This is a genomic window from Galbibacter sp. L-19 (assembly GCF_056857615.1).
The window spans coordinates 1-21805 of record NZ_JBSXNL010000062.1 but is presented as its reverse complement, the minus strand read 5'-3'; the positions used below and the strand labels follow the sequence as shown (position 1 = coordinate 21805).

The following is a 21805-nucleotide window of genomic DNA, read 5'->3' as shown; positions in this document are numbered from 1 at the left end:
TTTATTTCAGTTTATAATCCTTTCTTACTTTGTTACATTCATTGTTTTATGTGCTGATATACCTTCATTGTAACCTTTTTTAAATTCATCCCAATCAACAATTAATATTAAAATAAACATGGCAAATGCGCCTAATAAAAATATTTTAATAACTTTTCCAGTAATTTTTACATTCATAATTTATAGGTTTAAATTTCTCTTATGAGAGATTATTATCTATAAATATACTATTTTTTCTTTATTTCGTATAAATCAGTTCTTCTATCTTTTAGAATTCTAACACTTCCATGTTCGTGTAATTCTTTTAATAAATCAATGTTTACATCAACAAGCAATGTCATTTCTGTATTTGGTGTAGCTTCTGCTTTAATTCCGTTGTTAGGAAAAGCAAAATCTGAAGGAGTTAAAACAGCTGCTTGCGCGTATTGAATATCCATATTATTTACTCTAGGGAGATTTCCAACACAACCCGCTATAGCTACATAACATTCGTTCTCAATAGCTCTAGCTTGCGCACAACTTTTTACACGGGTGTATCCGTTTTGAGTATCGGTTAAAAATGGAACAAATAAAATTTGCATGCCTTCATCTGCCATAAGTCTGCTTAACTCTGGGAACTCCACATCGTAGCAAATAATAATCCCGATTTTACCGCAATCGGTATCGAAGGTTTTAATTACATCTCCACCTTTCATTCCCCAATGAGCAACTTCATTTGGAGTGATATGTATTTTTGTATACATTTCTGAAGAACCATCACGCTTGCATAAAAAACCACAATTATACAGGTTTCCATCTATTATATTTGGCATACTTCCTGTAATAATATTGATATTATAGGAAATGGCAAACTCTTGAAATTTCTGATAAATTGGTTCCGTGTATTTTGCTAATTCTCTAATGGCATCCGCTTCATTTAAATGATTATAATCTGCCATTAAGGGAGCTGTAAATAATTCGGGGAACAAAGCAAAATCGCTTCCATATCCAGAAACAGCATCAATAAAAAATTCAGCTTGCTCGAATAAGGCATCCAAATTTTTTAGGGGTCGCATTTGCCATTGAATAAGCCCTAATCTCACAATAGATTTTTCAGAATTAATTAGCTTCGGACTTTTGTCGTAATAAATATTATTCCATTCCATCAAGACAGCATAGTCTAAGGAATGTGTGTCGCCCTCTAAATAATTTTTCATGATTTTCTTTACATGAAAATCGTTGCTTAATTGAAAGGCAAGCACTGGATCAAAAAGCTCTTTCATCCGCACTTTCTCAATATATTGCTTCGGACTAATTTCTTCTGCATATTTGCTGTAGTTTGGAATCCTTCCTGCAAACATGATCGCTTTAATATTGAGTTGCTCTGCTAGTTCCTTACGTTTATCATATAAACGACGCCCTAAGCGTAAACCTCTATATTTTGGGTGAATAAAAACATCAATTCCATACATAATATCTCCCGATGGATTGTGCGTTGAAAAAGTATAATTACCTGTTATTTCTTCATACGTATGATTGTCGTCAATATCTTTATCATCAATAATCAAGGATAAGGCACAACCAACTACTTTTTCATCTGCCAATACTACTAATTGTCCTTGTGGAAAGATTGAAAGTAATTTTTTTATTTCATGTTCTTTCCAAGGAGCATCTTCAATTCCGCTATAGGCTTCTATCATGGAAGCACGCAATTCAAGGTAGTCTTCTATTTGAAGGTTTCTTAGTTCTATTTTACTTATAGTTTCCATATATGCTTCTTTTATAAAAGTTTACAAATGATTACAAACGGTTACAACCGAAATTAAACGAAAGTAACTAAGTAAGAACCGAGTAAACTTATGACCTTAATCAATCTTTGCAATGTTGATTTGAGTCAATCGAATTTACAATTAAAAATAATATTAATCTTTTAAATTTTTCAATTATGAATACTTTAAGAAACAGTGTACAGTTAATAGGAAACTTAGGTAACGACCCTGAAATTATTAAATTAGAGAGCGGTAAAATTTTAGCAAAATTCTCCATAGCTACCAACGAAAGTTATAAAGATCACAGTGGTAATTTAGTTAAAGATACGCAATGGCACAATGTGATTGCTTGGGGAAAAACTGCTGAAATTGTTGAGAAGTACTTAACCAAAGGAAAAGAAGTAGCTATACAAGGGAAATTAAGTACCAGAAGCTATTTAGATAAAGAGGGGATAAAACGGTATACTACAGAAATAAATTGCAATGAACTTTTGTTGTTAGGGAAGGCTAATTAGGATTAAATTTTGATGAAATTAAAATTCATTTAATCGAATTCTAAAAAATAAAAAGGTGTCTTAAAAATTTTATAGTTGTCAATTTAAACTCAGACTGACTAATAAAATTTTTAAGACACCTTTTTTATACTATTAAGTAAGAGGAGTAAAGATAAACTTATGCTGCTTTTTCTTTCATTAAGTCAAAACAAGGACATTTTTTACAACGCTTGGATTCGCTTTTCTGATATTTTTCACAACATTTAGATTTTAAGCCTTTTACTTTAAGCTCCTTAATCTTCTTGTTTTTCTTCTTTTCTTTATCTTTCTTCTTTTTGCCCAACGGAAAAATGATTTAATTACCGTTGACAAATATATTTATTTAAACTTAATCTAAATAAACTTTAACACTTTTTCAGTTGAAAAAATTATTCTAGAGGTGTTGAAGCAGAGCTAGTAACAGTTAATTGTTGGATATCTCTATCAAAAAGGTAAAGACCTCCTTTATCATCTCCAATAAGGTTAATTTTATCTAAGATTGTTCTTGCCATTGCTTCTTCTTCAATTTGTTCGGCAACATACCATTGTAAAAAGTTATGGGTAGCATAATCTTTTTCTTCCAAAGTTATATGTACAAGGTTATTAATGCTTTCTGATACGAATACTTCGTGTTCAAAAAGTTTCTCGAACATTCCTTTAAAGCTTTCAAAAGTAACATTTGGCTCTTTTAAAGCAGAAATTTTTGCATGTCCGCCACGTTCATTTATAAACTTAACTAATTTAAGCATATGTTCGCGTTCTTCATCAGATTGGTCATACATAAATTGAGCAACTCCTTCAAGTCCTTTTACTTCTGCCCAACAAGCCATAGCAAGGTATATTTGAGAAGATTCAGCCTCTACTCTTATCTGTTTATTTAATGCGTCTTCTATATTCTTCTTTAACATGGTTTCTTTGTTTTTGATAAAAATAACGAAATAAAAAATTAGATTTAAGAAAACCGAAGGTCTTCTTGACAATTTAAAAATAGTCTATCTAAAAGTAAGAGGGGGGTAATAGGAAGTGTTTAAAATTGCATAACCACCCCAAATTGACCAGCACCGATGCGTAGATCCCAACTAACTTTTTTTCTTTTATCGTTATATTTTTGTTCGTATTTACTATCTAAAAATCTATCAATAGCTTCTACGGTTGCAATACTTATTGCTACTCCAACAACAACATCTGTAAGCCAATGGGCGTCTGCCCATAACCTTGACACGCCAGGAACTAATCCTAAAGTATAGATACCGCCTTTTATCCAAGGGTTTTTAAATTGTTTTGCTATGGCATAGGCGTTGGTGAAAGCTAAAATAGTATGTCCAGAAGGAAATGAATGATAATCTTTATTACTTGTAAACGGATAGAATGAGTTCTTATTATCGCCACTTCTAGGTCTTGCTCTCCCAAAAGCATATTTACTCATTTGCTGTAACAATCCAGCCGCCGATGCCGAGGAAATTAAAAGCACTCCTGTTCTTCTAAGTTTTTCGTTTTTTAATCCAAGTCCTGTTAAATATACCGCAGCCGTAAGCATATAGTTGTTTTGCGGACTTCCGTAATACCAGCCATAATCTTTTATAAATTCAGGAACGTCATCACTTTGCTCAACAAAATAGTCGTTGGTTTGTTCGTCAAAAACATATAGAAATGAGGTGGTGGCTGCAACTCCTCCAAATTGTATCCATTGTTTTTTCTGCCAATGAAAAGGGCGACTGTAGGAATATAAAATTCCTTTAAACATGTTTCCTGTATCGTATTTTAACATTTGCCACCGAGTAGCATCTTTATCCAGAAAATTTACATTTTGCGATTGAACTGAATAAGAATTCAGTATAAAAAAAAGTAATACAGCATAGCAAAACCCTGAAACTACTTTTTTAAAATAACGATTGACAAACATTTTACAAAATTTTCATTAATTTATAACTAATAATACTGCTACTCGATAATCGAGGTTTAAATCCCTCATTGAGAGCTTTATTTCCCAGAGCACCTCCTGCTTTGCATCGAGGTAATTACTTGAAATAACACTTTGTCGGTTTTTTTAGTATTTCTTACTATTGTTTTATAAACTACTTCCAATGGAAGTTATTATTCTAATTTATTAAGATACAGATTATTTACTTAAAAATTCATTGCAAGCTGAATTCGCTTACGAGGGATATCAATTTCTATCACTTTTACTTTTACATGCTGTTGAAGACTTACCACTTCATTTACATCAGTAATATAACCATCGGTTAATTTTGAGATATGTACTAAGCCACTTTCTTTAATTCCGATATCTACAAAACACCCAAAATTGGTAATATTATTTACAATTCCAGGGAGTATTTGCCCTTCTCGTAAATCGTTTATGGTTTTAATTGTAGGGTCGAATTCAAATATTTTCGCCTTTTCTCTAGGGTCTATACCTGGTTTTTCTAATTCTTTTACAATATCCGTAAGTGTTGGTAAACCAATATTTTCGGTACAATATTTTTTAAGCTGAATAGTTTTTATAAGTTCTTTATTTCCAACTAACTCTTGAATATTAACTTTTAAATCGGCAGCCATTTTTTTTACTACGGAATAACTTTCAGGATGTACGGCAGAATCATCTAACGGATTTTTAGCATTCTTGATTCTTAGAAACCCTGCACTTTGCTCAAAGGCTTTATTCCCTAGTCTAGTTACATTTTTAATCTCTTCTCTTGAAGTGAAAGCCCCGTTTTCATCTCTATAAATCACTATGTTTTCGGCTAGTTTTTCTCCAATACCAGAAACATAACTTAATAGCGAAGGACTTGCAGTATTAATATTTACGCCTACTTTATTTACGCAACTTTCTACAACGCGGTCCAACGCTTCTTTTAGTTTAGTTTGGTCTACATCGTGTTGATATTGCCCAACTCCAATAGACTTTGCTTCAATTTTTACTAATTCTGCGAGAGGGTCAGAAAGTCTTCTTCCTATAGAAACTGCACCTCTTACTGTTACATCGTAATTTGGGAATTCTTCTCGGGCTATTTTAGAAGCCGAATATATAGAAGCTCCAGCTTCACTAACAACAAAAACCTGAACATCAGTTTCAAATCGGATGCGCTTAATTAATGTTTCTGTTTCTCGAGATGCCGTTCCGTTTCCAATGGCAATGGCTTCAATTTTATATGCATTTACAAGCGTGCTTATTTTTTTTATTGCTTGTGTGGCTTCTTTTCTCGGCTCGTGAGGATATATTGTTTCGTTATGTACTAAACCGCCTTGCTTGTCTAAACACACTATTTTGCAGCCGGTTCTAAAGCCAGGATCAATAGCTAAAATAGTTTTTTCTCCTAATGGCGGACTCAAAAGCAACTGATTCAAGTTTTTTGCGAAAACAGCTATTGCAGTAGTATCTGCTTTTTCTTTTGCATTGGATAGCGCTTCGTTAGCTAATGCAGGGGCTAATAATCTTTTAAACGCATCTTTAATAGCAAGTTCTATTTGAGTAGCACAGTGGTTATCAGATTTAATAATTCTATTTTCAATATAATCCAACGCTCTGTCTTGGTCTATGGAAATTTTAAGTTTTATAAAACCTTCATTTTCTGCTCTTAAAATAGCTAAAAGTCTATGAGATGGGCAGCGTTTTAGAGGTTCATTCCAATCAAAGTAATCTCTATATTTTTGAGCATTTTCTTCTTCAGCCTTTGCTTTAATAACTTTTGTAGTAATTTCTGAATAACGGTCATATTGATTACGAAGGGAGTTTCTAATATCGATGCGTTCGTTAATCCATTCAGCAATAATATGTCTGGCGCCTTCCAGTGCATTTTCTTCCGAAGAAATATTTTTATTTAAGTATTTGGAAGCTAGAAAATCGAGGTCGTTAGCGTTTTGTGCCATGATTATTTTAGCAAGAGGCTCCAAACCATTTTCTCTAGCAGTGTCTGCCTTTGTTTTTCTCGATTTTTTATAAGGAAGGTATAAATCTTCTAACGCAATTAGCGTATCTGTATTCTCTATTTTTTGTTTTAATTCATCAGAAAGTACTGCCTGCTCTTCCAACGATTTTAAAATACTCTCTTTTCGTTTTTGTAAGGCTTCAAAGTCTTTTTTAAGCGTAACAATATCTCCAACTTGTACTTCATCTAAATTTCCAGTTGCTTCTTTTCTATAGCGTGATATAAAAGGAATTGTACAGTCTTGATTAATAAGATGTATAGTACTTTCTATACTTTTGTTGGAGATAGAAGTTTTACTGGCTATATAATGAATGAGTGATTGCATAGTGGTTAATTTCTTGGAGAATTTAGTGCCTCAAAGTAGGCGCTGAGGTTCTCTATTTTAAAACCCCAAAGGCTTTTTAAACTTTTGGGGTTTTAAATCCCTTATTGAGGGTTTTATTCCCCAAAGCCTTTTCTGAGTTTACCGAAGGACTCTACGTCGAAATGGATTAAATATATTAGATTATTTTTTTAATTGATGGTTTTCCCGTTTGGAATATTGGCTTCATCTGGATTTAAAAAGACTAATTTCCCATCTTTGTTTTCGGTCATTAAAATCATGCCTTCACTTTCTACACCTCTTAATTTTCGAGGAGCTAAATTTACCAAAACACTAACTTGTTTTCCTACAATTTCTTCAGGAGTAAAGCTTTTTGCAATGCCCGAAACAATGGTTCTAACATCTAATCCAGTATCAACTTTAAGTACCAAAAGTTTGTCTGCTTTTGGCATTTTTTCAGCTTCTAAAATAGTACCCACACGAATATCTAATTTCGAAAAATCGTCAAAAGTGATGGTGTCTTTTTGAGGCTCTACCGTTGCATTTTCTTCTGCAATGCTTGCCTGATTTGCTTTTTTAGTAGCTTCTAATCTGTCTAATTGTTTTTGAATTTCTTCGTCTTCTACTTTTGTAAATAGTAAAGAAGCTTTTTCAACAGTATGTTCGGCAGGAAGAAGCACGTCTTTTTCAGCAATATCATTCCATGCTGGTATGTTGTTCAAGGTATCAAAAGCAAGCATCTTTTTAAGATTATTGGATGTAAAAGGTAAAAAAGGTTCGCTTAAAACAGCCAATCCAGCAGCTATTTGTAATGCTACATACATAACAGTTTTTACGCGCTCTTCGTCTTGTTTAATAACCTTCCATGGTTCTTCATCGGCAAGGTATTTGTTTCCAAGTCGCGCTACATTCATTAACTCTTGAGATGCTTCTCTGAATCGATATTTTTCAACAGAATTCGAAATAATTTCAGGATATTTTTTTAATTCCTGAAGTGTTTGTGTATCTATATCGGAAAAAGTATTTGGTGCTGGAATTTTTCCATCGTAATATTTATGTGTGAGGACAATAACTCGGTTAATAAAATTGCCAAAAATTGCCACAAGTTCATTATTATTTCTAGCCTGAAAATCTTTCCAAGTAAAGTCGTTGTCTTTGTTTTCTGGAGCATTTGCAGTTAACGTATAACGCAAAACATCTTGTTTTTCTGGAAAATCCTCTAGGTATTCATGGAGCCAAACTGCCCAATTTTTTGAGGTTGAAAGTTTTTGTCCTTCAAGGTTTAAAAACTCATTTGCAGGAACGTTTTCAGGTAAAATAAAATCTCCATGAGCCTGAAGCATAGCAGGAAAAATAATACAATGGAATACAATATTGTCTTTCCCAATAAAATGTATTAGTCGTGAGTCCTTCCAGTAAGGCTCCCAATCTTTTCCTTCGCGTTCTGCCCATTCTTTGGTGGAAGAGATATAGCCAATAGGCGCATCAAACCATACATAAAGCACTTTTCCTTCGGCACCTTCTACAGGAACAGGAATTCCCCAATCTAAGTCGCGCGTTACAGCACGGGCTTTTAAGCCTTCATCAATCCAGCTTTTTACTTGTCCGTATACATTAGATTTCCAATCTTTTTTATGACCTTTAATAATCCATTCTCTTAAAAAAGTATCGTATTGGTCTAAAGGTAAAAACCAGTGTTTTGTTTCTCTTAAAACAGGAATAGAACCCGAAATTGTAGACTTTGGATTGATAAGATCTGTAGCATTTAAAGAACTTCCGCAGCTTTCACATTGATCGCCATAGGCCCCGTCATGATTACATTTTGGACAAGTTCCAACTACAAATCTATCTGCTAAAAACTGCTGTGCTTCTTCATCATACAACTGTTCTGTAATTTCTTCAATAAACTTTCCGTCCTCATACATTTTCTTAAAAAAACCGGAGGCCGTTTTATGATGAATTTTAGCAGAAGTACGAGAGTAATTATCAAATGAAATTCCAAATTCTTCAAAAGACTTCTTGATAATTCCGTTGTATTTATCAATAATCTCTTGTGGAGTAACACCTTCTTTTTTTGCTTTCATTGGGATGGCAGCACCATGTTCATCGCTTCCGCAGATAAAAGCTACATCTTTTCCTTTCAGTCTTAAATATCTTGCATAAATATCTGCTGGCACATAAACACCTGCTAGATGGCCAATATGAATTGGACCATTGGTGTATGGCAATGCTGCTGTAATTGTAAATCTGTTTTTGTTTTGGGGGGTATCGTTGTATTTCTGTGACATTCTCAAAATTTATTGAAGTCACAAAAATAAGGATTTTCAAGAGAGTTTTATATTAAATAGTAATCAATTCATAAAGCTTGTTTTATCATTACTGTTTATTACTTATATACACTTTGGTTTTAGATGAAAAAAGGTAACAGAATTTATTGGACTCCATTTATATCAAGGTTTAAATGAGGTTTTTAAAATAAGACCCCTTGCTATTAATAAAATTGAATAAAAAGATGATTTTAGTAATTTTGTTAGGCTCTAGTTTAGAATTACGTTGATTATTTGTTAGCTCTAATACTAATCTAAAGGGCTTTAGCTGCGCTAACCATCAACGCTGTTTTTTTCTATAAACTACCTATTTTGTGACAGTTAAAATTTGTTCTTTTTTCTAATAGCGAAGCATTCTTGTATTTTTACTCGGACATTAATGATTTTAATATGATAAATACGCTTCTAATTAATGAGTTATAAACTTTATGAAAATATTTTTTTATTCTGGTTAAAAGCTTATATTGAAGAATATTTTCTATAAAATAGAATCATGGCAGTTCATAATGTATTTGGGCAAAAGGCAGAAGAAATGGCTGTGGCATTATTATTTAAAAAGGGGTATACTATTTTAGAACGTAATTATAGATATAATTTTGCTGAAGTAGATGTTATAGCTGAAATAAATAACCAAATTATCTGTGTAGAGGTGAAAGCTAGAAGTTCAATTTTTTATGGAGATCCACAGAGTTTTGTAATCCCAAAGAAAATTAAATTGTTGGTTAAAGTAATGAATCATTATATAATAGAGAATGGTATTGATAAAGAAGTTCGTTTTGATATTATAGCCGTCTTTAAAAACAAAGGAATTTACGATATCCAGCATTTTGAAGATGCTTTTTATTATTTTTAATCGTCTGAAAGCCCTTTAATACTGGGCTTTTTCAATACAAACAAATTGTTATAAATAAAACATTTCGTTTAATTTTTTGTTTTTAAGGAAAAGATGACTTAAATTTACGCCCTCATAAGTACCAAACCAAACCACAAAATGAAAACAATATCGTCAATTGTAGAAAATTACATTAAATCAAAGCCATTTTTGCAAAGTGCACTGGCACAAGGAATTATAAATTTAACTTCCCTTTCTAGAAATATTAAGCCAGAAATTGAAGAGCAACTAGGTAAAGATGTTCGTAATGGAGCTATTGTAATGGCTTTAAAAAGACTCTCGTCTGAATTAGAGTTTAGAGCTACACACCGAATTTTAAAAGTATTAAAAAACATAGGGGAAATTACAGTGCGTTCCTCGCTGATTGATTATACTTTTTTAGTCTCCGACACTATTCTGAACAAACAAGCACGTTTATTGCAAGAAATTAATGACAATAAAGATGTGTTTTATACGTCTTCACGCGGAGTTAATGAAACCAATATTGTAGTAAGCGATTCTATGAACGAAGTGGTTGAAAACATTTTTAAAGATGAAAGGCTTACTCAAAAAATAGATAAGTTATCTTCTATTAGTGTGAAGCTTCCAGAAGAGAATGTTATTATTCCAGGGATTTATTACTTTATTTTTCAAAGATTGGCTTGGGAAGGAATTATACTTCACGAAGTAATTTCTACCACCAATGAATTCACCATTATTGTTGGCGAAGACCAAATTGATGTTGCATTTAAAGTAATTAAAGATTTGAAAGCTTTATAGAAGTTTTCAAATCTTTAACCACCTTAGAGAGTTTAATACTTTAGAAAGGTATAGTTTATTAATGATTTTGCAACAAAAAGATCAAGCTATTATTTTGTTGTTGGTAACCCCTGAAGTGCAGCTTCTAGTTCTTCTAATGAGTCTGGTTTTGCAATTATATTTTTATCGGTATCTAAAACATAATAGGTAGGAGTTTCTGTAACATTATACGCATTGGAAGTTGCATTATTCCATTTTCCAGCTCCATAGACGTGTATAAAATCTGGATATAATTTAATGGTATCTTTCCAAGGGTTTTCATTTTCTTCTAAACCAAAGGCCACTATTTGTAAGTTTTTATTTTCTAAATTAGAAAGAAATTTTTTTACTTCAGGCAGCTCTTTTAAGCAGTGAGAACACGTGCTACTCCAAAAAATAACGAGGTAATTATTTGCATCTTTTAGGTCGTATAAACTCTTAGAATTGCCAATATTAAAATTAGGAGCTTTTGCTCCAACTCCTGTATTTTTATATATTTTAATTTCTGAAAGCAATTTTTTATCTCCAGCAACTGTGGCTAATTTCTCTAGATAATTATCGGAGATATAATTGGCAACCTTCATATTTTCATTGTCCGAAAAGTCATACCACAAAGCTTCTAGAATAGACTTTTGAACCACTGGATTATCTCCAATTTCTTTAATAACATCTTCAATATTGTTAATATATTGTTGAGGTTGTTCTTTGTCTGCAAATCGGAATACATATATTTTAGAAGCATTTACTAAATAGTTGGAATGTTGTAAGGCATTGTCATTAAAATCGATATGTTTAAAGAAATTAGCTTTCTCTAGGGCTAAATATTCTTCTAAAGAAATTTGTTTTTGTGGAATAGGAAGTCTTCCAGTTTTTATAAAATGATTAGCAAGCATGCCTTCACTCTTTGTTTCATATTCATTTTGAATTCCATCAATAGCTTTAAAAACATTGGAGAAAGTTTCCTTAGAAACGGAGGGCTCAAAAGTAGCGCCTAATAGATGTTTAGCTTCATCTGCATTTGCATTATAATTTTGAAGTAACACATTTTCTTCAGAAGTTAAAAAAGTAACCCCTTCTGTGGCTGTGTATTCAAAAGTAATATCTTCATTTCCATTATAAATAAAGTCAAAATAATATTCGTCTTGAGGAGCACCAAATACCAAACGATACATGCCTGTTTCTAAATTGCTTTCTAAAGGAATACTTGTAGTTCCGTCCGATTTTATGGAAGCATAAGAAATATAGCTTGGGTAATTTGGCGTTACTTGATACAAGAATACCTTTGAAAATTGTTCTTTAGGAGTAAAAGTTCCCGAAATATGGTGTTGTGCTAATGTAATAAACGGAATTAACATTAGTAAGAATAAAATCTTTTTCATCAGTTTAATCTTTTATAGATGTATAATCGAAACTATAAATTAGGCTACGTAAATACGGTCTAAAAACGGTTTTAGGGTATTTAGCGCTTTGTTTATAGATTTTATATTTTCAAAAGTAATAAGTAGGCGCAACCCATTTCTAGTTTGTTTTTCTTTAATTTTTCCAACGTTTGGATGTGTTTGAATGTATTGAAGTACATTTCTAAAACGATTACTTTGATAAAAACTACTTTGTTGGTCGGCAATAAAATAACCTACCATTTTTCCTTGCTTCAAGATAATTCTCTCCAAGCCTAGCTCGGTAGCAATCCATTTAATCCTAACACTGTTTAGTAAGTCGGTTGCCTCTTCTGGGAGCTCTCCAAAGCGGTCAATAAGTCTAGTTTCATATAAAGTTAACGCTTCTTCTGTTTTAATCGTGCTTAATTCGTTGTATAAATTTAAACGTTCTGTAATAGCATTGATATAATCGTCTGGAAACAATAACTGGAAATCGGTGTCTATTTGCGTGTCTTTTACATATACTTTATCCTCGTTTTTAGGAGTTTCGTATAAATCGGCAAATTCATTTTCTTTAAGTTCTTCAATAGCTTCTTGTAATATTTTCTGATAGGTATCAAAGCCAATTTCATTCATAAATCCACTTTGTTCGCCTCCTAAAATATCTCCAGCGCCCCTAATTTCTAAATCTTTCATTGCAATATTAAAGCCACTTCCTAGCTCTGTAAATTGCTCTAATGCCTGAATCCGTTTTCTTGCATCGTCTGTCATTGCAGAATAGGGAGGTGTAATAAAATAGCAAAAAGCCTTTTTATTACTTCTTCCTACACGCCCACGCATTTGGTGTAAATCTGAAAGGCCAAAATTATTGGCGTTGTTTATAAAAATAGTATTTGCATTAGGCACATCCAAACCACTTTCAATAATGGAAGTGGCAACTAAAACATCAAAATCCCCATTCATAAAACTCAACATTAATTGCTCTAGTTTTTTTCCATCCATTTGCCCGTGACCAATACCAATTTTAGCATCTGGAACCAAACGTTGAACCATTCCTGCAACTTCCTTAATATTTTCAATTCTATTATGAATAAAAAATATCTGACCACCACGTTGGATTTCATAAGAAACAGCATCTCTAATAATTTCTTCGTTTAATTGAATTACATTACTCTCAATAGGATACCTGTTTGGAGGTGGCGTAGTAATTACAGAAAGGTCTCTAGCTGCCATCAAACTAAATTGAAGTGTTCTAGGAATAGGAGTAGCTGTTAAGGTAAGTACATCCACATTTTCTTTGATGGTTTTTAATTTATCTTTTACAGCAACCCCAAATTTTTGTTCTTCATCTACAATAAGAAGTCCAAGGTCTTTAAACTTCACATTTTTATTTACCAATTGGTGGGTTCCAATAATAATATCTACTTTTCCTTCTTCCAACCTCTCAAGGGTGTCTCTTTTTTCTTTTGCAGTTCTAAATCTATTTAAGTAATCTATAGTTACAGGCATATCGGAAAGACGTTCACTAAAGGTTTTATGGTGTTGGAAAGCCAATATTGTTGTAGGAACTAAAATGGCTACTTGCTTGCCGTTGTCTACTGCTTTAAAAGCAGCCCTAATGGCAACTTCTGTTTTTCCAAATCCTACATCTCCACAAACAAGCCTATCCATGGGCTGTTCACTTTCCATATCTCTTTTTACATCTTCAGTGGCAGTACTTTGGTCTGGGGTGTCTTCATATAAAAAAGAAGCTTCCAACTCGTTTTGTAGGTAACTATCTGGACCGTATTGAAAACCTTTTTCAGTTTTTCTTTTTGCGTAGAGTTTAATAAGGTTAAAGGCAATTTCTTTAACCTTACTTTTAGTCTTTTTCTTTAGATTTTTCCATGCAGCAGACCCTAACTTATATATTTTAGGAGGTTTTCCATCTTTTCCATTAAACTTGGTTATTTTGTGGAGTGAGTGGATGCTTACATATAAAATATCACGCTCGCCATAAATTAGTTTTATAGCCTCTTGTAGTTTTCCTTCTACTTGAATTTTTTGTAAGCCTCCAAAAGTTCCAATACCATGGTCAATATGGGTTACATAATCGCCAATTTCAAGATTGGTAAGCTCTTTAAGTGTAATAGCTTGCTTTTTGGAATAGCCATTTTTTAGTTGAAATTTATGATACCGTTCAAAAATTTGATGATCGGTATAGCAAGCAATCTTAAATTCGTTATCAATAAAACCTTGATACATAGAAAACACCACGGTTTGATAATGAACTTCTGTTTCTACATCATCAAAAATATCATGGAAACGCTTTGCTTGCTGCTCGCTTACGCAATAGATGTAATTTTTGTATCCTTTCTCATGGTTGCTATTTAAATCTTCTATTAATAAATCAAATTGTTTATTAAAAGACGGTTGTGGCGTTGTGTTAAAAAGGATAGTTTCATAAGCTATATCATTAGCTTTTGGAGCACTTAAATGAATAGTAATAAAACCTTTAAGCTGATTTTTTAGTAGAGCACCATCACAAAATAACTCTTTTGGAGGCGCATGTTTTATTTCTTTTGAAAGTTTAGTAAAGGCTTCTTCTGCTTTAGAGAACAATCCGTCTATTCTAGAAAAAAGGAGCTCGCTATTTCTACTGAAAACAACTGTTTTAGCTGAAACATATTTTAAGAAACTTTCCCGCTCTTCTTCTAAAAATTTATTTTCAACATTCGGAATGATATTGATTTTCTTTAGTTTTTCAGTGGAAAGTTGTGTTTCCACATCAAAGGTTCGAATGCTATCTACTTCTTCTCCAAAAAACTCAATTCGGTAAGGTTCATCATTAGAAAATGAAAAAACATCCACAATACCTCCTCTAACAGAAAATTCTCCAGGCTCAGTAACAAAATCTACTCTTTTAAATTTGTACTCAAAAAGAGTTTCATTTATAAAATCTATTGAAAGTTTATCGTTTAAATTTATTTTTAACGTACTACGCTCGAGTTCTTTTTTAGTAACAACTTTTTCAAATAGCGCTTCTGGATAGGTAACAATAATTGCGGGTTTTTTCCGAGAATTTATTCGGTTTAAAACTTCAGCTCTAAGCAGAATATTCGCATTATCTGTTTCTTCTATTTGATAGGGCCTGCGGTAACTTCCGGGGTAAAAAAGAACATCTTTTTCTCCTATAAGTTGTTCTAAATCATTTAAATGATATGCAGCTTCTTCCTTATCATTGAGCACCAATAAAAAAGGAAGTTCAGTTTCTCTAAAAGCATTTGCAATTACAATAGAAATAGAAGAGCCTACAAGACCTTTTAAATAAGTATTATTTTTAGAATTGGCAATAGAACGCCCTAATTTCTGTTGTTGCAGAGATTCTTTATACGTAGTTATAACCTGACTGAGACCGGCCAGCGTGATTGTATTACTCACTAAAACTTATTTATTTTATCCCAATAACTGGGCTTGTTTATTCAATATAATATGCGGAATAATATATTTTATCTTAACGGTTATTGACTATTCCACAAGGTAGTTAGCTACAAAGATAATTGATAAGTAATCATTCCAAAAGCTAAATTAAACTTAAAACGCTAATGAAACTTTTTTAAGTGTTTTTTATTGAATAATTTAATACTTCATAGAGGGTTTAATTCCCTAAAGCATGCCTTGAGTTTATTGAAAGACTCTGAATTAGATGAGTAAACTATGCTTATTTATCTTTTTTACGGGCTTGCTTCCAAGTAATTGATAAAAAAATAGATTATGGATTTAGAATTAAAAGGAAAACGCGCTTTTATATCTGGTTCTACTAAAGGAATTGGATTTGCAATAGCGAAAACATTAGTCAAAGAAGGTGCCGAAGTTATTATTAATGGGAGAAGTAAAAGCACTGTGGACGATGCTTTAAAAAGAATAAAAGAAACAATAAATGATGCCGAAGTAACAGGGGTTGCGTGTGATTTTTCAAGTCCTGAAGAAGTGAAATCTCTTATTGAAAATGTAGGAGAAGTAGATATTCTGATAAACAATGTTGGAATCTTTGAGCCCAAACCATTTGAAGAAATTGCAGATGATGAATGGCAGAAATTCTATGACATAAATGTAATGAGCGGGGTTAGATTATCTCGTGCTTTTTTACCAGCAATGAAGAGAAAGAATTGGGGGCGAATTATATTTATTTCTAGTGAAAGTAGTATAAATATTCCTGTTGAGATGGTGCACTATGGAATGACCAAAACAGCACAGCTTGCAATTTCTCGTGGAATAGCAGAAACTACAAAAGGAACTAATGTAACAGTAAATTCGGTGTTACCTGGACCAACACTTTCTGAAGGAGTGAAAGAATTTGCAGGCGTTGAAGAGGGGAAAAGAGACGAAGTTGAAAAACAGTTTTTTAAAACAGAACGCCCTACCTCTTTATTACAACGTTTTACCGATCCACAGGAGGTTGCAAATATGGTAGTTTATGTTGCTAGTCCGCTTTCTTCGGCAACAAATGGCGCAGCTTTACGTGCGGATGGAGGGACTGTAAAAACAGCTTTTTAATTTAGTATACCCTAGTTGGAATACAAAAAATAGAGCGTAGTCATGAAAATAATAGTCTGACTACGCTCTATTTATAATTATATATTGGTGTAATTAGAAGTTATTAACTTCTAACTTTTTTCTCCCATTTCCAAGCAGAATCCATGGCTTCATCTAGCGTAGATTTTGCTTGCCAACCTAATTCATTATTTGCTTTTTTGGTGTCGGCATAAATAGCAGTTACATCTCCAGGACGTCTGTCTACAATTTTATAATTAAGTTTCTGTCCGCTTACTTTTTCAAAACTAGAAATTACTTCTAAAACGGTACTTCCTTTACCTGTTCCGATATTGAAAACTTCATAATTAGATTTGTTCTTGTTGTTTAGTAAGCGTTCTAATGCTGTGGCATGTGCCTTTCCTAAATCTACAACATGAATGTAATCTCTAACACAAGTACCATCTGCGGTGTCATAATCGCCTCCAAATACCAATAATTGTTCTCTAATGCCAATAGCAGTTTGTGTAATATAAGGAACTAAATGATGAGGTTTGCCTTGTGGAGTTTCTCCAATATTGGCAGTTTCATGCGCTCCAATTGGATTAAAATAACGCAATGAAATAGCTTTTAAGTTTGGATAAACTTTACAGGTGTCTTCTATAATTTCTTCTCCTATTTGTTTAGTGTTTCCGTAAGGAGCTTCTGCTTTTTTAACTGGAGCTTCTTCTGTAATTGGCAATTCGTCTGCCTGACCGTAAACGGTGCAGGAAGAACTAAAAATCATTGACATCTCTTTTCTAGCGGAAACTTCTTTTAGTAAATAAATTAAAGTATTGATGTTGTTCTCGTAGTATAATAACGGATTCTCGACACTTTCATTTACAAAAATAGAGGCTGCAAAATGGATTACTCCCGCAATATCGGTGTGTTTTTTAAAGAATGCAGATACAGCTTCTTTTTCTCTTAAATCGAGTTTTTCAAATTCAGGTTTTTTGCCTGTAATTTTAGCAATAGCATCTAAAACATCTATAGAAGAGTTGGAAAGGTTGTCTATAATAATTACTTCAAAACCTTTGTTTTGAAGCTCTACTACAGTGTGAGACCCTATAAAGCCTAGTCCTCCAGTTACAAGTATTTTCATTAATTGTAGTTTGTTTGGTGTGAGTTATTATATAGAATAACCCGGTTAGTTAATAAATTCTTTTATTTTATCTGTAATAAATAAAATTTGGTCATCATCTAATTCTGTGTGCATTGGAAGCGATATAACTTCTTTTACCAATTGATTTGTTACTTTAAAATCATTTTCGTTGTAGCGAGAATCCATATATGCTTTTTGGCTGTGTAATGGAATTGGGTAATAAACGCCACAAGGAATCCCGTTTTCATTTAAAAATTTCACTAATTCGTCTCGTTTTCCATTGGTAATTCTCAAGGTATATTGATGAAAAACATGATGATTATTATTTTCCGTTAACGCTCCTTCAGTAATAGCGGGCGTAATAATATGGTTGTGTCCTTTTAATGCTTCCGTATATTTTACTGCAGCTTTCCTTCTTTTAGTATTATAGGTGTCTAATAATGGAAGTTTAGCACGTAAAACGGCAGCTTGAATAGAGTCTAAACGAGAATTTACTCCTACAACATCATGGTGGTAGCGTTCGTACATTCCGTGGTTTACAATTCCTCTAAGCGTGTGCGCTAATTCATCATCATTTGTAAAAATTGCTCCTCCATCACCATAACATCCTAAGTTTTTAGAAGGGAAAAAAGAAGTGGCAGCAACATGACCTATAGCGCCAGATTTTTTTGTAACTCCATTGCTAAATGTATAATCGCCTCCAATTCCTTGCGCGTCATCTTCAATAACATAAAGATTGTGTTCTTTAGCAATTTCCATAATAGCCTCCATATTGGCACACTGACCAAAAAGGTGCACCGGAACAATAGCTTTTGTTTTTGGTGTGATGGCTTTTTTTATGGCCTCAATATCAATATTAAAAGTAGACGGGTCTACATCTACTAAAACAGGAGTTAATTGCAGTAAAGCAATAACTTCTACTGTTGCAGCAAAGGTAAAATCTACGGTAATAACTTCGTCCCCAGGCTTTAAGTTTAATCCCATCATTGCTATTTGCAATGCATCTGTACCATTTGCACATGGGATTACGTGTTTTACGTCTAAATATTCTTCTAATTCTTTTTGGAAATTCTGAACTTCAGGGCCGTTTATAAATGCGGCAGATTCTAAAACTTCGGTTATGGAATTGTTTACTTGTTCTTTTATGAAACTATATTGACTTTGTAAGTCAACCATCTGTATTTTCCTCATGGAGATAAATCTTAAGTAGCTACAAAATTACAAAATTAAGTTACCACACCCAATGTATTAACAGAAAGTAACGTATTTTAGCAGCAAACAAAATAATGTGCTTTTTTTATATAATATCTTAGTTTATTTATCGGGCTTTTTTATTAAAATAATAGCCTTATTTAACAGTAAGTTAGAGCTTTTTGTTAAAGGTCGTGTTGGGATTTTTGATTTTTTAGCTGAAGAAATTTCAGACAACGATAAAATTATTTGGTTTCATACCGCCTCTTTAGGAGAATTTGAACAAGGTTTACCTGTAATTGAGCAAACCAAAAGAGAATTTCCTTCGCATAAAATCTTAGTTACTTTTTTTTCGCCATCTGGGTATGAAGTAAAAAAGAATACTACTGCAGCAGCTATTGTTTGTTACCTTCCTTTAGATACAACCTACAATGCAAAGCAGTTTTTAAAAATTGTAAAACCTGAGCTCGCTATTTTTGTTAAATATGAATTTTGGCCTAATTATCTCTCCGCTTTAAAAAAAGAAAATGTTCCAACATTATTAGTATCAGGAATTTTTAGGGAAAGTCAGGCGTTTTTTCATTGGTATGGAAGCTTTATGAGAAAATCCCTTCAAACTTTTGATCATTTATTTGTTCAAGATGAAAACTCCAAAAAATTACTAGAAAGTATAGATATTAAAAATGTAACCGTAAGTGGAGACACACGTTTTGATAGAGTTTCAGAAATATTAGAAAGAGATAATGCTTTAGCTTTTTTAGAAGAATTTAAACAAGATAAACTGTGCTTTGTTGCGGGAAGTACGTGGCCAGAAGATGAGGTCTTATTGAAAGACTATATAAATAATGATGCTTCTGCTGCTATAAAATATGTAATTGCGCCACATAATATTAAAGGAGGCGAGATTGAAAAACTAAAGGCTTCGTTAGATAAAAAAACAATATTATTTTCAGAAATAGCAGAAAAAAACTTAGCAGATTTTGAGGTGTTAATTATAAATACAATTGGACTGCTTACAAAAATTTATAGTTATGCTGATATTGCTTATGTTGGTGGGGGAATGGGCGTAACTGGGTTGCATAATACATTGGAACCTGCTGTTTTTGGGATTCCTGTATTGATTGGAAAAAACTATAAAGGTTTTATAGAGGCTGAAAATTTGGTAGGAATAGGTGGAGTAATTTCCGTAAATGGAAAAAATGAGTTTAAAAAAGAATTTGATTATTTGATTAATAATGGGTTGATTTTAAACGATTTAGGTGAAAAAAATAAAAATTTTATAAATAAAAATAAAGGGGCTAAGATCCAAATAGGGGACTACATTCGTAAATTAATTAAATGATTTTTAGCATAGCTATAAATATATTAGAAATGCATAGAAATTATTTGTTTACGAATGAAAAATATTACTACATTCGTATCGCAAAATTTAAGTAAATAATTAAACAAAAAAACCATGAAAAAAGTAATTTTAAGTTTAGCTCTTGTATTCGCATTAGGATTTTCAGTTGTATCTTGTAAAGAAACAACAAAAGAGAAAGCAGAAGACGCTATAGAAAGTGCTGCTGATGACGTAGAAGAGGCTGCAGAAGACACTGGAGCTGCTATTGAAGAAGCTGCAGAAGAAACTGGAGACGCTATTGAAGAGGCTGCAGAAGATACTAAAGAAGGAGCTGAGAATGCTGCTGAAGAAGTAAAAACTGAGGCTGAAAAAGCTGAACTGTAATTTAGAAAAAAATCTTTTTTATAGAAGAATTATAAATCCGATGCCAAGCATCGGGTTTTTTTGTTGGTTTTATGTAGATTTTTAGGGTACATTCCAAGTATCCATTATTCTCCATTTCTGTAGGGTGTAACAGGGGGGTAATTGGAGATAAAAGAACTTTAATGAATCCGTGTTTAAAAAACATGATTATTTTGTTTGATAGACTTTAATATAGTCAACTATATATTCCTGCGGAAAAATACTATCATCTACTTCTGGGCCTCCAAAATTTCCTCCAACAGCCATATTTAATAGTATAAATTGAGGTTTGTTGAATGGCCAATTGCTTTCTGTTTTTTCTAATGGAGCATACGTATAAACTAATTTATTGTCTACTAAGAACTCGATCTTTTTTGCGGTCCAATTAACTTTGTAGGTATGAAACCCTTCTTCTATGTTTTTAAAAGGTGTTTTCTGGGAACTTGCATTTTCTCCATGAGTATCGGTAGTGTGAATTGTTGTGTATACAGTTTCAGGTTCTTTTCCAACGTATTCTAAAATGTCTATTTCGCCACATTGAGGCCAACTTACTTCGCTTATATTAGCTCCCAACATCCAAAAGGCAGGCCAAATGCCTTGTCCAATAGGAAGTTTTGCTCTAGCTTCAATAGTTCCATATTGAAATTGATGTTTGTTTTGAGTGGTCATTCGTGTAGAGGTGTATTTGTCCCCTTCCTTTTTTGCAGTAATAATTAATTTTCCATCTTTTATTTGATGATTGTTGGTGGTATAAACTTGTCGTTCATTATTTCCCCATCCGCAATTATTAGGACAGCCATTACCGAGTTCTAAATTCCAATCGGTTTTGTTTAAAGATGCGCCATCAAAATTCTCTTCCCAAATAAGTTTTAAGTCTGTTGAAGTTTCGGGCTCTTGTGCGTTTGTAGATTTTGAACATGAAAAAGATAATAGTAAAATGCAGAATAGTGTTAGTAGTTTCATTTTGTTTTGTTAGTTGGTTTTTAGTGAGGCTGAATTTAACAAAAAATAATTATCTTTTTTAATCTATTGTTGCTCAATAAAAGTTAGCGGGATTTATAGGACTTCAATTGTGTCAAGGTTTAAATGAGGTTTTTAAAATAGACCCCTTACCATTAATAAAAATGAATAAAAAGTGGATTTCTAATAAAGTTGTTTCTTTAAACTATATAATACTCCCCAAATTTAGGACAGGAAATTAAGTTGTAATTTTAACCCTGTCAATATGAAAACATCAAGAAGAAAATTCAGCGCATCCTTTAAGGCCAAAGTAGCCATTGAAGCGATAAAAGAGCAGACAAGTATAC

Annotated in this window: 18 protein-coding genes; 6 read left to right on the top strand and 12 right to left on the bottom strand. The window is 32.6% G+C overall.

The genetic code is table 11. The annotated features are described in order from the left end of the window. Positions 1 to 24 precede the first annotated feature (24 nt). Positions 25 to 177 carry a hypothetical protein gene (locus tag AC13CQ_RS11575; protein WP_474507013.1) on the bottom strand — a complete coding sequence of 51 codons (153 nt, stop codon included), beginning with the start codon at positions 175 to 177 and terminating at the stop codon, positions 25 to 27. A 50-nt stretch (positions 178 to 227) separates the two neighbouring features. Next, entirely contained in the window at positions 228 to 1748 is a 1521-nt protein-coding gene (locus AC13CQ_RS11570; RefSeq protein WP_008611046.1) for a bifunctional GNAT family N-acetyltransferase/carbon-nitrogen hydrolase family protein, read from the bottom strand. Positions 1749 to 1924: 176 nt separating this feature from the next. Here AC13CQ_RS11570 and AC13CQ_RS11565 point away from each other — a divergent pair, with 176 nt between their 5' ends. After that, positions 1925 to 2263, top strand: coding sequence for a single-stranded DNA-binding protein (locus AC13CQ_RS11565; protein WP_008611044.1), 339 nt, complete (start codon positions 1925 to 1927; stop codon positions 2261 to 2263). Between the two features lie 157 nt (positions 2264 to 2420). Here the strand turns inward: AC13CQ_RS11565 and AC13CQ_RS11560 are convergent, their stop codons facing one another. The 5 genes from AC13CQ_RS11560 to metG form a co-directional block, all read right to left on the bottom strand. After that, a complete protein-coding gene (locus AC13CQ_RS11560) occupies positions 2421 to 2585 on the bottom strand; it encodes a hypothetical protein (protein ID WP_337901009.1) in 165 nt (54 codons plus the stop codon). A gap of 85 nt (positions 2586 to 2670) precedes the next feature. Next, complete coding sequence (locus AC13CQ_RS11555; RefSeq protein ID WP_335587550.1) at positions 2671 to 3189, bottom strand: ferritin; 519 nt, start codon at positions 3187 to 3189, stop codon at positions 2671 to 2673. Positions 3190 to 3308: 119 nt separating this feature from the next. Continuing rightward, positions 3309 to 4184 carry a phosphatase PAP2 family protein gene (locus AC13CQ_RS11550; protein WP_008611042.1) on the bottom strand — a complete coding sequence of 292 codons (876 nt, stop codon included), beginning with the start codon at positions 4182 to 4184 and terminating at the stop codon, positions 3309 to 3311. Between the two features lie 224 nt (positions 4185 to 4408). Continuing rightward, positions 4409 to 6535 (bottom strand): Tex family protein, encoded by a 2127-nt coding sequence (locus tag AC13CQ_RS11545; protein WP_335587548.1) that lies wholly within the window; start codon positions 6533 to 6535, stop codon positions 4409 to 4411. A 188-nt stretch (positions 6536 to 6723) separates the two neighbouring features. Continuing rightward, positions 6724 to 8820, bottom strand: coding sequence for a methionine--tRNA ligase (gene metG / locus AC13CQ_RS11540; RefSeq protein WP_335587547.1), 2097 nt, complete (start codon positions 8818 to 8820; stop codon positions 6724 to 6726). Between the two features lie 532 nt (positions 8821 to 9352). Here metG and AC13CQ_RS11535 point away from each other — a divergent pair. Both AC13CQ_RS11535 and AC13CQ_RS11530 read left to right on the top strand, forming a co-directional pair. Beyond that, complete coding sequence (locus AC13CQ_RS11535; RefSeq protein WP_335587546.1) at positions 9353 to 9712, top strand: YraN family protein; 360 nt, start codon at positions 9353 to 9355, stop codon at positions 9710 to 9712. Positions 9713 to 9850: 138 nt separating this feature from the next. Next, positions 9851 to 10510 (top strand): hypothetical protein, encoded by a 660-nt coding sequence (locus tag AC13CQ_RS11530; RefSeq protein ID WP_008611038.1) that lies wholly within the window; start codon positions 9851 to 9853, stop codon positions 10508 to 10510. Between the two features lie 89 nt (positions 10511 to 10599). Here the strand turns inward: AC13CQ_RS11530 and AC13CQ_RS11525 are convergent, their stop codons facing one another. Both AC13CQ_RS11525 and mfd read right to left on the bottom strand, forming a co-directional pair. Next, on the bottom strand, positions 10600 to 11907 hold the full coding sequence (locus tag AC13CQ_RS11525) for a TlpA family protein disulfide reductase (RefSeq protein WP_474507014.1): 1308 nt from the start codon (positions 11905 to 11907) through the stop codon (positions 10600 to 10602). A gap of 39 nt (positions 11908 to 11946) precedes the next feature. Next, a complete protein-coding gene (gene mfd / locus AC13CQ_RS11520; protein WP_474507015.1) occupies positions 11947 to 15327 on the bottom strand; it encodes a transcription-repair coupling factor in 3381 nt (1126 codons plus the stop codon). 333 nt (positions 15328 to 15660) lie between these two features. On the opposite strand from mfd, the gene AC13CQ_RS11515 reads away from it, so the two are divergent. Then, the gene (locus AC13CQ_RS11515) at positions 15661 to 16443 is read left to right on the top strand and encodes an SDR family NAD(P)-dependent oxidoreductase (protein ID WP_008611035.1); all 783 of its coding nucleotides are present in this window, start codon (positions 15661 to 15663) and stop codon (positions 16441 to 16443) included. Positions 16444 to 16546: 103 nt separating this feature from the next. On the opposite strand, the gene galE is transcribed toward AC13CQ_RS11515, so the two are convergent. Both galE and AC13CQ_RS11505 read right to left on the bottom strand, forming a co-directional pair. Further along, complete coding sequence (gene galE, locus AC13CQ_RS11510; protein WP_008611034.1) at positions 16547 to 17563, bottom strand: UDP-glucose 4-epimerase GalE; 1017 nt, start codon at positions 17561 to 17563, stop codon at positions 16547 to 16549. A 45-nt stretch (positions 17564 to 17608) separates the two neighbouring features. Beyond that, complete coding sequence (locus AC13CQ_RS11505; protein ID WP_474507016.1) at positions 17609 to 18754, bottom strand: DegT/DnrJ/EryC1/StrS family aminotransferase; 1146 nt, start codon at positions 18752 to 18754, stop codon at positions 17609 to 17611. Between the two features lie 97 nt (positions 18755 to 18851). Here AC13CQ_RS11505 and AC13CQ_RS11500 point away from each other — a divergent pair, with 97 nt between their 5' ends. Both AC13CQ_RS11500 and AC13CQ_RS11495 read left to right on the top strand, forming a co-directional pair. Then, entirely contained in the window at positions 18852 to 20096 is a 1245-nt protein-coding gene (locus tag AC13CQ_RS11500) for a 3-deoxy-D-manno-octulosonic acid transferase (RefSeq protein ID WP_474507652.1), read from the top strand. A 114-nt stretch (positions 20097 to 20210) separates the two neighbouring features. Next, the gene (locus tag AC13CQ_RS11495) at positions 20211 to 20480 is read left to right on the top strand and encodes a hypothetical protein (RefSeq protein ID WP_474507018.1); all 270 of its coding nucleotides are present in this window, start codon (positions 20211 to 20213) and stop codon (positions 20478 to 20480) included. 186 nt (positions 20481 to 20666) lie between these two features. On the opposite strand, the gene AC13CQ_RS11490 is transcribed toward AC13CQ_RS11495, so the two are convergent. Beyond that, the gene (locus tag AC13CQ_RS11490) at positions 20667 to 21461 is read right to left on the bottom strand and encodes a glycoside hydrolase family 16 protein (RefSeq protein WP_474507019.1); all 795 of its coding nucleotides are present in this window, start codon (positions 21459 to 21461) and stop codon (positions 20667 to 20669) included. Positions 21462 to 21805 lie beyond the last annotated feature (344 nt).

Coding starts and splice junctions, on each gene's coding strand:
- metG (WP_335587547.1), bottom strand. CDS start 8,820: ATGTCACAGAAATACAACGATACCCCCCAAAACAAAAACAGATTTACA.
- AC13CQ_RS11545 (WP_335587548.1), bottom strand. CDS start 6,535: ATGCAATCACTCATTCATTATATAGCCAGTAAAACTTCTATCTCCAAC.
- AC13CQ_RS11565 (WP_008611044.1), top strand. CDS start 1,925: ATGAATACTTTAAGAAACAGTGTACAGTTAATAGGAAACTTAGGTAAC.
- AC13CQ_RS11550 (WP_008611042.1), bottom strand. CDS start 4,184: ATGTTTGTCAATCGTTATTTTAAAAAAGTAGTTTCAGGGTTTTGCTAT.
- AC13CQ_RS11495 (WP_474507018.1), top strand. CDS start 20,211: ATGAAAAAAGTAATTTTAAGTTTAGCTCTTGTATTCGCATTAGGATTT.
- AC13CQ_RS11515 (WP_008611035.1), top strand. CDS start 15,661: ATGGATTTAGAATTAAAAGGAAAACGCGCTTTTATATCTGGTTCTACT.
- AC13CQ_RS11570 (WP_008611046.1), bottom strand. CDS start 1,748: ATGGAAACTATAAGTAAAATAGAACTAAGAAACCTTCAAATAGAAGAC.
- AC13CQ_RS11555 (WP_335587550.1), bottom strand. CDS start 3,189: ATGTTAAAGAAGAATATAGAAGACGCATTAAATAAACAGATAAGAGTA.
- AC13CQ_RS11535 (WP_335587546.1), top strand. CDS start 9,353: ATGGCAGTTCATAATGTATTTGGGCAAAAGGCAGAAGAAATGGCTGTG.
- AC13CQ_RS11525 (WP_474507014.1), bottom strand. CDS start 11,907: ATGAAAAAGATTTTATTCTTACTAATGTTAATTCCGTTTATTACATTA.
- AC13CQ_RS11490 (WP_474507019.1), bottom strand. CDS start 21,461: ATGAAACTACTAACACTATTCTGCATTTTACTATTATCTTTTTCATGT.
- AC13CQ_RS11575 (WP_474507013.1), bottom strand. CDS start 177: ATGAATGTAAAAATTACTGGAAAAGTTATTAAAATATTTTTATTAGGC.
- AC13CQ_RS11505 (WP_474507016.1), bottom strand. CDS start 18,754: ATGAGGAAAATACAGATGGTTGACTTACAAAGTCAATATAGTTTCATA.
- galE (WP_008611034.1), bottom strand. CDS start 17,563: ATGAAAATACTTGTAACTGGAGGACTAGGCTTTATAGGGTCTCACACT.
- AC13CQ_RS11530 (WP_008611038.1), top strand. CDS start 9,851: ATGAAAACAATATCGTCAATTGTAGAAAATTACATTAAATCAAAGCCA.